This window comes from Paenibacillus qinlingensis, assembly GCF_031455095.1.
Classification (GTDB): Bacteria; Bacillota; Bacilli; order Paenibacillales; family NBRC-103111; genus Paenibacillus_E; species Paenibacillus_E qinlingensis_A.
Genome location: NZ_JAVDSB010000004.1, coordinates 68,740 through 82,188, shown reverse-complemented (window position 1 = coordinate 82,188; position 13,449 = coordinate 68,740). Strand labels below are relative to the sequence as shown.

Here is a 13,449-nt window from a genome sequence, read left to right as displayed (position 1 = left end):
AGTGACCTCATCCTGCTTCAGGTTACATCTTTTAAGGTCGAAAGAAATGCCACTTCATATAAAAAGTGTCTCTTGTGATTTTGTCCGTATTTGACTAAGTTAATCTCATCATCCAGTTGTAACTATTGACCAGAAAGGACGTGTGAAAAGGTGGATTGATATAACGATTAAATCAAATGACATGACGGTCAGACCAATCGTTCGAGAAAGGGAGTTCGTGATGAAACGTCTAAAAAAAATAAGTTCCATCCTTTTCGCTATGATCATTTTCATACAAGGTTTGGGCATTGTCTCGATGAATCCTACGACTACACAAGCGGCTGAATCCGTTTCACCGAAGTTGCTGAGCGGTAATAGACTAGGTGAATTGTTCCCTGCGAATACAACTGTCGTGGATACAGGAGCCTCCTATACTTGGCAGCAAGATGGGCTTTATGCAACGGAATCCAATCTTGCGGCTTCAGACCCTTTAGCTGCAGGTAAAATGATGGACGGTTCTGTAAGCGTTGTCAGTTCGGCTAGTCAATCTGGAGAAGCCTATGGAAAAGTGGTCTATGACTTGCAAACTGTAAACCGTCTAACCTCCCTGCAGGTGTGGTCCGAATTCTCAGCTGCAAGCGGATTGAAACAGGTAGAGATTCATGCAAGTCTCGATGGTACTAATTACAATCGTGTTGCAGTAACGGATAGTGTATATGGCAATGATGCGGGCATTGTGCCTGTGAGCAGCGATATGAAACCAGCACCCTATGCCAGATATGTAAAGGTTGTGCTTCATAAAGATCCAGCCAAACTTAAGTTGAGCATTGGAGAAATTGCCATTTGGGGTGATGCTGTTCAGGAGCCGGCGATTTTGAGCAATAATCAATTAAAGACCGGTGGTTACTACGGGGCGGGGACGCCGAAGTTGGATACGAAAGCAACGTATAAATGGCATACGGAGCAGCCTTTTGTGACACAGGCAGGATTACTTGCAACGGATAATGAAGCTGGCGCGAAGAATGACGGCAGTACAGGCGGCTTGCCTGATCTCATTGATGGCTCAAGTACAGAGTCGACAGCGGATACAACAGCCAGCATGACCGCAGGTTCGCAAGGTCAATACGGAACCGTCACATTTGCATTAAATGACGTATACCAGATCGGTTCGATTGATGTCTGGTCCAAAGCGAGCAGCGCAAACTTCATGGATGGTTATGAGGTGCTGTTAAGCTTGGATAACATCAACTATTTCTCCAGCGGTTACACGGCCAATCCGAACAATCGATACGCAGATGCGATGCTCAATACGCCCTCCTACGGCATCCCTGGCAAGCACGCCAAGTATGTCAGAATCGTCATGCATAACGCCAACGATTCCGATCGGTTAATTGCTGGTGAGATTGCGATTAAGGGATGGAGACTTTATGATGCGACGCTTATCAAGAAAGACATGCCGGATCTAGTTGAACTCACCACGACGATCAAAAATTACAACACGTTGTATCTAGATTGGTCTGCCTACAATTCGGTGGTCAATAAGGTGAATAAATACAGTATCTATATCCAGAAGAATGACTTTACATCGACAAATGGGCTAACCGCTCAGGTAACGGCTGAAAATGGGTCCGCCGAACAGAAGGGGAAATTCCTTCTCGTTTCATCCTTACAGCCAGAGACGACCTATTACATAGCTATAACGCCGACGAGCACAACTTCGGGTGAACGTAAGGATGTCAGCACAATTAAAATAACGACGCCTAGTGTTCTTGGCGGGGAGAAGATTGGGGACATTTTCGCCATTAATGATACACCTTACGGTGGAGGAAACTATGTTCATCACGGGGACAAAGAGGAAGAGAATATCATCCGTAAGCTTGTGCTCATGCGCAATATTGAAGGGATTAATTTTAATCGGTGGTGGATCCATGATTCTTGGGTTAAAGCATTTTCTAATACATACGGAATCGGGTTCCACACGTATTATCATGGACCTCAAGATGTACCTATGGAAAATAAACAAGGAACCTGGACCTTCTCTACCGTTAATGAGCCCGATCTGAAAGGGACGAATCCCTCTGCACTCGCCTTACAGTTTAAACAAAACCACGAGAGCCTGAAGGCAGTGGACAACCGAAATTTACTTATTGAGCCTGCTTTAGGTGGAACTGAGCCAGCAAGTATGACTTGGCTTGAGAATTTGTACAAATCCGATGGCCAAAATGGCGTTTTAGTAAAAACGTACTTTGATGTTCTTGATGTGCATCCTTATGTGAAAAATCATGAAGGTAGTCTACCAGGTCTCATTCCAGGTGCCCCTGAAATGTTAATCGGGAAAATCAATGAAATCAATGCACTGAAAGCTAAATATGGCGATCAGTCTAAGCCCGTCATATTCAGTGAACTTGGATGGAGCACCTATACAGGAAGCGGCTATCTTCGACCTGTAGATAAGATAACGCAACGTAATTACTTAGCTAGAGCCTATATGCATGCCATTGCTGGCGGTATTAAGCGAATGCATTGGTATGATTTCCAAGATGACGGAGTTGATCCGACGAATCTGGAACATAATCTGGGCATGATCGATTGGTATGGCGTTCCGAAGCCAAGCTATTATGCTTACTACACGATGGCAAAAGTGTTGAAAGACGCCAAGTTTATTGGCCCCAAAGCGAATGTTGATCATCCGTATTATGGCTATGAATATTGGCATGAAGGGAAAAATCAGTACATTACATCGCTGTGGGCTGCTGATGAATCGACCAAAACAGCCACGTTCAAAACGAAGGATACCAGCCTTACTGTTGTGGGCATTGATGGGAGTTACGCCTACTTACCGGTTAATGATGGGATTGCGAGTTTAACCATTAGTGGTGCTCCTGTATTTATATATTCGAGCACGGGCTTGGAAATCTCCTCGATTGATGATTCTTTTGTATTAAAAAACACTTCAGTGGATGTAAGACGTGGCGATACGCTCCATACGGTTATTCAACGTTCTGGTCTAGGAGCGGAACTGAATGGAAAGATTCAACTCATGGGTCCATCCGCTGATTGGAAACTCGAAGGTGAAACAAGCTTTACTGCAGGAACAACGGCGATTCCGGTTGCTATCCCCATTCCTTTTAACGCGGAAGAGAAGGTCCATGAGGTTACGATTCAAGTGATCTCGGGTACGTCACTCGTTGCAGCCATGAAATTGAAGGTCAACGTACTTGAGACCGTCAAAGTTCGTATTGTGCCTGAGCTTGCAGCGCCTGGAAGATGGAATGAATGGCATGCAGCAATCTACGTAGAGAATGCAACTGCTGACAAAGAGCTAAACGGTACCGTTCGAGTTACGGAGGCGGTATATCTAACCTTAGGTCAAGGAAGCCCAATTGCATTCAATCACTTATTGCCAGGTGAAATTACGAAGATCACCATGCCGATTACCGCTCTTCCGGAACAAGCAAGAGCTAAATTGAAATTATCCATTGATTTGGATAACGGATTTACGAAGATTGTGGAAAGACCGTTTAATTTTATTGCAGCTGTAAACGACCAGACAGCGCCAATTATCGATGGCAAGCTATCTGAGGAAAGCTGGAGTAATAGCATGCCCATTGTCATTAACAGATCTGATCAAATTAAAAACATTGTTAACTGGGGCGGTGAAGCTGACTTAAGCGGCAAGGGCTTCCTGAAGTGGGATATGAATCAGCTATACTTCGGTATGGAAGTTCAAGATGACAAGCATTATCAAGTTGGAGCTGGCGGTGATCTGTGGCAAGGGGATAGCATTCAATTTGCCATTGATACGGGAAGAGAAGGCGGAGTCGGCAGCTCAGCCAACAATGAGTTCGGCATTGCGCTTGGAGAGCAAGGACCGATGGTTTGGAGATGGCTCGCGGCTAACGGCAAGCCTATAGGGGAAGTGACGACCGTGCAGTCAGCTGTTTATCGAAGTGCTATCGCGACTACCTATGAGCTTGCGATTCCTTGGACAGAGCTCTTATCGCCAGGTCGCACGGTGACGGATACAGATATTTTCGGCTTTTCCATGCTCATCAATGAGAATGATGGAACAACCCGCCGAGGCTGGCTTGAATACATGAGCGGTATTGGGTCCAGTAAGAACACGCAGCTATTTGAGGATCTGATATTCAGCCAAATCCATGCACCAGAGGTAAAGGTTACTAGCGTGAAGCTTGACCAAACGACAGCGACTTTGAACAGAGGGCAATCCATGGTTCTAAATGCAACTGTACTTCCGAGCGATTCAACTAACAAACAGGTTCGGTTTACAACCAGCGACCCAGCGGTAGTCAGCGTATCGCAAGAGGTGTATGGCTTGCAAGGAACGGTGACTGGTGTCTCAGCTGGAACGGCAACGATTCGTGTGACGACTCTCGATGGCAGCTATTCGGCGACGAGCCAGGTAACCGTTTTACCCTCAAGTGACGTGAACGTGCCTTCAGGAGGTGGCGGTTGGAGTCCAGCACCAGATCTTCCTGAGGTTCAGGATGGAACGATTCGCTTCACAAATCCAGTTCTGAAACAAGACGGAACGGTTGAAATTGAAGTACCTATGGCTTCCTTGGAGAAAGCGGTAGAAGGAGCGTTATCTTCGGATCGAACGCTTGTCATCGATATTGCGAAAGTGACAGGTGCCAAGAAACTTCAGATTAAGCTCCCTGCATCCATTCTTGACACAGCTCAAAAGAATAGTATCGAAAACATCCAATTCCGAACAGGTTTGGCGACGATAGCCTTGACTCCTGATGCGCTGTCTGACCAAGTGAAGCCGAACTCAGCTATTTTGGAGATTGTAGTGGAGGCGGTTCATTCAGATGCTCTTACTGGAGCAGTGGATTCCCGCATAGGAAACCAAGCTGTATATGATTTTAATGTCATCCTTGATGGGATTAACATTCATTCGTTTTTCCGCAGAGATGCGGTTCAAATCTCGATGGACTATACGCTCGCACCTGAAGAGAACGGCGATCAAGTCATTGTGTACCACATCCGAGATGGTCAGATGCTTGAAGTGGTGAAGAATGGGAAATATGATGCCGCAACAGGGCAAGTCACTTTTACGACAAATCAGCTTAGCTCATATACGGCATTGTATACACATGTGACCTTCGCCGATCTTCAGGATGCCGTGTGGGCGCAAAACAGCATTGAAGCACTGGCAGCAAGAGAAATTGTAAATGGTCTTGAAAGTGATCGGTTTGCTCCGAATGAACAGGTTACGAGGGCCCAGTTTATTCAGATGCTAATGAATGCTTTCGATCTGACAGAAGCGGATGCTACAACGAGTTTCAGCGACGTGAATAAAGACGATTGGTTCTTCAAAGCAGTGGCAAGCGCTCAAAAGTTGGGAATCATCCAAGGGTATGAGGATGGGTCCTTTGGTGCCAATCAACCTATATCGAGACAAGATATGGCGGTTTTGGCATCTAGAGTAATTACGTTAGCAGAGATTGAGCTGCAGCACCTGATCGTTCCTGTGCGTTTCGATGATCAGCTAGACATTGACTCTTATGCTCAGGAAGCAGTTAAGTCGATGCAAGCGGCTGGTATCATTAACGGATTAGATGAGAATCGATTCGCACCAGATTTGAATGCGACACGTGCACAAGCTGCAAAAATCATTTATGGGCTGTTGTTTATGTAATTCTGAATGGGGTCGGTAACCCTAGTTTTCAGATGGTATACCGACCCACTAGTTAACCATCCAGAAAGGAGCTTTGCCATGCGTATATCGATAAAGAGTTGTGCTCTAATAAGTGCGTTTGTGATTCTTCTAGGCTCGGTTTCCGTAGTGTTCCCCGCTAGTCAAACCGTACAGGCGGCAGTCAACCAAAAGCTGCTAAGTGGGAACGCAGTTGGAAGTGAATTGTTTCCTGCAGATGCGCCAGCCATTGCAACAGGTGCGTCTTATACTTGGCTATCCGAAGGGACCCATGCGACGGATCCAGGTCTCCTTGCATCGGATGAATCAGCATCACCGGATATGTCGGATGGTGGTAACGGCCCAGATGAGAATGCCAGCAATTCGACGGGGAGTGTGGTAGGAGCGGCGGTTTACGGAACGCTGATATATGATTTGAAATCCGTATATAAAGTATCCTCAGTTACCGTATGGGCGGATACGAACAATCAAAGTGATATGGATCAGTTCGAGGTATACGCCAGCTATGACGGTTTAACTTACAATCGGGTCGGGATTCAGGAGAACACGAATGCGCAAGATTCGGGTTTTGCTCCTGTTTCACTTGCCATTAAGCCTATAGTCAATGCGCAATATATCAAAGTCATTATGCATAAAGATCCGAACAAGCAAGTCATGAGGCTAGGTGAAGTGGCGGTTTATGGAGATGCACTTGAGCCTATGGCGATACTCAGCAATAACTATTTGAGAGCTTCTGGCACCTACAATACGACCAAGCCGAAAATTGCAACCGGTGCTTCGTACACGTGGTTAACCGAGAATCCTTTCATCACAGATGGCGATTTAATCAAGTTTGATAACGATGGATCCAAGAATGACACGGTAGGGGGACAGCCGGATTTAATCGACGGATCTAGCACGGAATCCGATGCAGCTTCAACGACCAACTCGATCTGGGGCTCCAAAGGGAAATTTGGGGCGGTTGTATTTAACTTAAATGATGTGTATCAGATAGGGAAAATTGACGTATGGACCTTGGCATCGGGCGGGAATAAGTTTATGGACGGGTATGAAGTTCTCGTCAGTACAGATGGTGTGAATTACACATCCCTCAGTTACACTACGAATACAAGCAGCCGTACGGCCAATGTGTTCGTGAATACATCAAGCTACGGGGTTCCTGGTCAGTTTGCCAAATATGTCAAAATCATTATGCATAACGCGAATAATTCGGAAATCCTGACGGTGGGAGAAATCGCCATTTGGGGGTGGAAGCTTTATGATGCGTCACTTCCTAAGCAGGCAACACCGGATCAAGTAGAGTTCACGGCTAAGCTCAAAAATTACAGCACGATGTATCTGGATTGGTCCAGTTACAACAGTGTGGTTAATAATGTGAACAAATATGGTGTCTACGTGGAGACCTCATCTTTTACAAGTACTTTAGGATTAACGCCTAAGTTTACAGCCGAAGCAAAGTCCATTGAACAATTAGGTAAATATCTATCCTATTTCGCTTTGAAGCCAGAGACAACTTATTATGTAGCAGTGACCCCCTTCCAAACGACTGGTGTTGAAAGGCGCGATGTGCAAACGTTGAAGGTAACAACACCATCTGTGCTTGGAGGTGACACTGTCGGAGATATATTCGCCATCAATGATGCTCCCTATGGGGGAGGGAACTATATGCACCATGGTGAAACGGAAGATCTCTTTTTGATGACGAAATTGCGTTTGCTAAGAGATCTTGGAGGTATCAATAAAAACAGATGGTGGGATCACAGTAATGCCATGAAAACTCTGTATGGTAAAAGTGGATTAAATTTCCACTATTTTTATCATGGACCGAGTTATGTTGAGGCGGATAATAATGGAGGAGCCTATACATTCTCGACCTACAACGAACCTGATCTTGCCAATCGAAATCCGGCTTCTGTAGCAGCTCAACTTAAGATAAACCATGATAGCTTGAAAGCCATCAGCAGCAAGAGCTTACTTGTAGAGCCTGCACTTGCGGGTCTCGATCGTTTAGATCCCACCAAAGGTTTGAATTGGCTGGACGATTTCTATAATTCCGATGGGCAGAATGGTGCTTTAGTGAAGACCTATTTCGATGTCATGGATGTCCATCCTTATGTCAAATATGAATATCCAGCTGTACCTGGACTTGATCAAGGTACTCCGGAGAAGCTTCTCGATACGCTGAAGCAATTAAAAGACACGATGGTGAGCCACGGTGATGGAGACAAACCGATTGTTATTACGGAGTTAGGGTGGAGCACTTACACAGGCGGAAGCTACTTGAAAAAAGTAGATCGTGCAACCCAACGTAATTATTTGGCTAGAGCTTATATGCATGCCATTGCAAACGGCATTCGTACCATGCACTGGTACGATTTTGCCGATGATGGCACGGAGACGAATAACTTGGAGCATAATTTAGGGTTAATCGACTGGAACGGTAAGCCTAAGGAGAGTTATTACGGTTACTACACACTGATTAGAGTTTTAAAAGATGCAAACTATGTAGGAGTGGTACCGGGCATTGCCAATCCTTACTACGGCTATCAATTCTGGGATGAAAATAAGAATAGATACATCACATCTTTATGGGATGCCAGTTGGCAAACAACAAGTACCGCTACACGAACAGCCACTATAGAGACGACTGAACCAGGAGTAACGATTGTTGGCATTGATGGAAGTTATAAATATGTCGCTGCAGTTTCGGGAGTTGTAAGTGTACCTCTCACAGGAGCACCTTTGTTTATCTACTCTCAAGCGAACGTAACTGTTAATTCCATTAATTAATGGATGATTATTCCTCCTGGAGGTCGTGTTAATGATACAATAAGAACAAGTGCACGACTGAATGGAGGCCTACCATGAGAAACAGTATTTCTGCGAAGGCTATGGTGATTTATGGCATCGTATTCCTCTTTATAATCAGCCTAACGTTCTGGCTGTCCTATACGGGGACAGTGGGTAAGCTGCAGAAGGATTTAAAAGATACAAATCTTGCACTCTTGAAACAAGTTGACTCCAAGATCGAAGGTGCTTTCCGCCAGACGGAAAAGGATTTGCTCTCCATGGCGGAAGGGCTGGAGTTTATTTATTTTATGAATAATAGCTATAGTGATGATGCACAAAGATACAGTATCCATTACACACTGACTACAAGACTGAGGGATTTTATCGCGAATAATCCGAATTATTCCTCTGTTTTTGCTTATTCACATGTCAGCGGAGACTTAATGACCGAAGAAACGTTTTTAAAACAAGCCTCCACAGAGTTTAATTGGTTAGCTCAGTATTTGGATATGCCGGAATATTTCAAGTGGTTGTCGACGCAGAAAGTATGGGATGGTCAAAAGACAGAGGATGTCATTACCTTGGTCCGCAGTTTTCCTGCCCTTAGCAGTCCTGGCTTTAGGAAGGGTCTCATGGCCATTAGTATTCAAGAGGATGAATTGTTCCAAATGATTAAGACGATCTATGAGGATGGTCATCCTGGTCATTTTTTCATTCTGGATGCAGAAGGGAACGTCGTTACGCATGACGATAAAACTCAGCTTTACCGCAATATGAAGTCGTTACCCTATATAACTACGATACTAACAGATTCGGATAGCGGCTCGTTTAACGTGAAATTGGATGGCGTGAAGCAGTCTGTTTTTTATCGGACAAGTGCATATACGGGATGGAAAGTTGTTAGCATCATGCCGGAAACGACGGTATTTGAACCCCTGAAAGTTACACGCAATCTGCTGCTCATTTTTGCTGTTATCATGTTCAGCCTCGCGTTATCTGCTTTATTCTATGTGAATCGCTGGACCTTTAAGCCGTTAGACCGATTAGCAGGTAAGATGTCGGGTATGAAGAAGGGAAGAGGACAGGGGACGGAGAGCATTGGACTTAGCAGCTTAGAGCATATTTTCGATGAAATCCTAACAGACCGTGAGCACTTGGAGCAGCATGTGAGGGATTCGAAGCCCATGCTCAAATGGAAGATCATGATGGAGCTATTGAATGGCAGTCGTTCTGATTTCCATGCGGTGTATCACCATTTGGAGTTTCAGGGGATACGTATGTATCCAGAGCGCTTCCTTGTGTGCACGGCAGAAATTAGCAAGGATGGCGAACAACTGTCACCGCGTGATGAAGCCTTGTATACCTATATGTTCTGTAATGTTACGGAAGAGCTGATCCGATCAGAGCATGCGGGAGCAGCTATTGACTTAGGAGGCGGCAGGGCAGCCGTCTTGCTAAGCTTTGCTGAAGGTGACCCCGAGCAAAACCATTTGCGGACATTGGTCATTCTTGAATTAATTCTCGATATTATGAAAAAACAATTCGGTTTGTCAGTGACAGTCGGTGTAGGCACATGCCGGATGGATATGCAGGAGATACCACGTTCGTTCGATGAATCACAAAAGGCACTGCTTTATAAAATGATTTTCGGTAAGCACTCGGTAATCTCTGTAGACGATTTACAGCCACCAGACCGACAGGATTATTACAAGCTCAGCCGAATGTCTGAGCCCGTCATGGAAGCTTTAAGGCAGACCGATCGAGGTAAGATGCTTGCTTACTTGTCAGATACCTTCCGTGCAGCCGTCGAAAGTAATCTTCCACCGGAGCTAATTAGGCAGCTGTGTTACGATCTCATGATGAAGTCATTGCAAACCGTAAGTGCGATTGGGATTGAACCGGAAATATCGATGGGGCCCTTAAGCAGCATTTATGAGCGTATTGCAAAGTGTGAAAACTGGAAGGAAGCGGAACAGCTGGTCGGGGATATTCTCGAGGGCTTGGCATCACAAATAGAAGAAAAGCGCAGCCAACGTGGGAAGAATGAGACGATTGATCGAATGCTGGATTACATTCGTACGCATTATCAAGAGCATGATCTATCTTTGGAACGACTGGCTAGCATGTTTCATCTGACTCCTCCTTACATCAGTAGATTGTTTAAGGATCACACAGAGAGCAATTTTATCGATTATATGATTGAGATTCGCATTAAGGCTGCCATGGAGTTGTTGAAAGACAAGTCGATTAAAGTGAATGATGTATCAGATGCAGTAGGTTATGCGAATACGAGGAGCTTCCTGCGTACGTTCAAAAAATACACGGGTTTAACACCAACCGAGTATCGAGAGATCATGTTGAAGCGAGCAGCGTCGCAAATTGTTTAACGGCCATCAGCAGGAGCGTTGAGTTTACGTATGCGTCCATCCCCGGTTTGGGGATGGGCATTTTTTTATTTTTCTGATCCCGCCTATCATCTCACTAAACTTTACTTGATAGTTCAATATAGTATGGTACTGTTGAAAAGTAGAGACTACTATTTTTAAGTGCTAAGGGGATACATGTATGCTTCTGACAAAAGGACAAAAGGTGGATGTAACGAAGGGGAAAGCGTTATCAAACCTTAGGGTGCAATTCGGTTGGTCGGCAGACGACAAATTGAGCATCGATGCTTCCTGTTTTGTGTTATCGGGAAATAATCGGTGCGAAAAAGACGAAGACTTTATCTTTTATGGCAATCCTGCCGCGTTAAATGGCGGAGTGACGCATGGTCAAGCTAGTGGACAAGATAAAGAAGCCATCTCCTTATGTCTGTCGAAGATTCCAGAAAGTACAGCGAGAATTGCTTTCTCGTTAACGATTCATGAAGGTGAAAAGCACGGATATTACATGCAAGATGTATCTAATATGTATGTAAAGCTAATCGATGCTGATCGTGGCGAGGAGCTTTTTCGATATGAATATGGAGCGGATTTGTCAAAAGAAACGGCAATAGTTGTAGGGGAGCTATACAGGCACAATGGGGAATGGAAGTTTAATACGATTGGCAGTGGCTTTTTTGGCGGATTAGCATCATTATGTACGAACTTTGGTTTAGTCATTGAACCAGAGATTGAGCAGGAACCCGTTGAAGTGGTTAAGCAACCTAATCTTTCATCGATTGATCTACGTAAGAAGATCGTTCAAATCACTTTAGAGAAGAAAAAAATGGTGAACGTAGCGGCAAGGGTTGGTTTAGTACTCGACATTTCTGGATCTATGCAGCTTTTATATAAGAACGGGACCGTTCAAGAGGTGGTTGAACGAATATTGGCTGTTGCTTGTCAATTTGATGATAACGCGACCTTGGACGTTTGGATATATGATAATGAATTCAGTCGATTGAAAGCAGCAACAGAGAGAGATTTTGACCAATATGTCGTTAAAAATATTATCAATAATAGGGATATACATAAGTTTGGTAGAAATAACGAGCCGCCAGTTATGAAAGATGTTATCCGTAAATATACAGAGGAAGAAGAGTCGAATCTTCCGGCCTTTGTTATTTTTATTAATGATGGCGGCGTTGTAAAAGCGATAAAAAAAGTAATCGTTGAATCCTCACTCAAACCGTTATTTTGGCAGTTCGTTGGCATTGGGGAGTCGGATTTCGAGGTTTTGAAGCAACTGGATACGATGGAAGGTCGGATCGTGGACAACGCTAATTTTATTCACATCAAGGATATTGCTTCGATATCCGATGAAGAGTTATATCATCAATTGTTAAATGAGTTTCCCCTATGGCTGAAGGTAGCAACAGACCAAAGAGTTATTCGAAAATAAATATGCGCTTTTTTATTACAAGGAGGGTGTAACATGCAAACAAAGCAAGCGAAAATCGTCGTTGTGGGCAGTATTAATATGGATCTCGTTGTGAAGTCTGAACATATTCCAGTGGCTGGAGAGACCGTGACAGGGCAAGAATTCGTCATGATCCCAGGTGGAAAAGGCGCGAACCAAGCGGTTGCCGCAGCTAGACTGGGTGCGCATGTTGAGATGGTTGGCTGCGTAGGCGGCGACCCGTTCGGTAAGCAGATGCTGGAGCAATTAGCCAATGAAGGCATAGGCACTTCTTACGTTCACACGGATCCTCAGCAAACGACGGGTGTTGCGTTGATTCAAGTACAGGATGGAGAAAACCGCATTACGATTGTCCCAGGCGCGAATGCCAGTGTGACGCCAGAGCAAGTAGAGCGTGCCAAAGATGTATTTGATGGCGCGGATATTTTGCTCGTACAACTCGAGATTCCCCAAGAAACGGTTATGCGTGCGGTTCAACTGGCCAAAAGCTACGGTGTAAAAGTGATCTTAAACCCTGCGCCAGCTGCGGTGTTGCCGGATGAGATATGGCCTTTCGTTGACTTGGTAACACCCAATGAGACAGAAGCAGCTATTCTGTCATCTGGACAGGCAGTGGTCACAGCGCATTCGGACGTGATGAACGAGCTGCGGAGCTTAACGAAGACTGACGTTATCATTACTCAAGGGGAAAAAGGAGTGTCTTATCACCTAGATGGCGTAGCAGGATCCTACCCTGCTTATCGAGTGAACGTGACGGATACTACAGCTGCGGGTGATTCCTTTAATGCAGCTTTGGCGGTGTGGCATGGCGAAGGATACACCATGGAGCAATCCATTACGTTTGCGGCGAAAGTAGGTGCCATAACGGTATCTCGCTTTGGCGCGCAAACCTCTCTTCCGACGCGACAAGAAGTGGACTCGTTCGAGGGCAGGTTAAATAAGTAGATAAGGGCTTCTGCACCATAGCGCTTGGAGGGTTACCCTATGTGTGGGTAGCCTTTTTTCATGTAAGTAAGCACGAATTTTGTAATAAAAAGGATATTCGTGTCGAATCGCTAATACATTATTAATGTTTTTCTATATAGATACTAAACAATTTTGGTATATTATGTAGTCAACAGATGTGATGTTCATAAGTGGATCGTTCTGAAGTCCAG

At 44.8% G+C, this 13,449-nt stretch carries 5 protein-coding genes and 1 pseudogene; all 6 read left to right on the top strand.

Annotated features, from left to right (window positions below; all coding sequences use genetic code 11):
- The first annotated feature begins 220 nt into the window (after positions 1 to 220).
- The 6 genes and pseudogenes from J2736_RS13795 to rbsK all read left to right on the top strand — a co-directional run bounded on the left by J2736_RS13795 (position 221) and on the right by rbsK (position 13,237).
- Positions 221 to 5,644 (top strand): S-layer homology domain-containing protein, encoded by a 5,424-nt coding sequence (locus J2736_RS13795; RefSeq protein WP_310499179.1) that lies wholly within the window; start codon positions 221 to 223, stop codon positions 5,642 to 5,644.
- A gap of 78 nt (positions 5,645 to 5,722) precedes the next feature.
- Positions 5,723 to 8,452 carry a discoidin domain-containing protein gene (locus tag J2736_RS13790; protein ID WP_310499178.1) on the top strand — a complete coding sequence of 910 codons (2,730 nt, stop codon included), beginning with the start codon at positions 5,723 to 5,725 and terminating at the stop codon, positions 8,450 to 8,452.
- Positions 8,453 to 8,526: 74 nt separating this feature from the next.
- Entirely contained in the window at positions 8,527 to 10,839 is a 2,313-nt protein-coding gene (locus J2736_RS13785; RefSeq protein WP_310499177.1) for a helix-turn-helix domain-containing protein, read from the top strand.
- Between the two features lie 178 nt (positions 10,840 to 11,017).
- Positions 11,018 to 11,530, top strand: a pseudogene (locus J2736_RS13780) (TerD family protein); the annotation flags it as partial.
- Between the two features lie 129 nt (positions 11,531 to 11,659).
- Complete coding sequence (locus J2736_RS13775) at positions 11,660 to 12,274, top strand: vWA domain-containing protein (protein WP_310499554.1); 615 nt, start codon at positions 11,660 to 11,662, stop codon at positions 12,272 to 12,274.
- Between the two features lie 33 nt (positions 12,275 to 12,307).
- Positions 12,308 to 13,237: a ribokinase gene (gene rbsK / locus J2736_RS13770; RefSeq protein WP_310499176.1), complete on the top strand. Its 930-nt coding sequence runs from the start codon at positions 12,308 to 12,310 to the stop codon at positions 13,235 to 13,237.
- Positions 13,238 to 13,449: the final 212 nt, after the last annotated feature.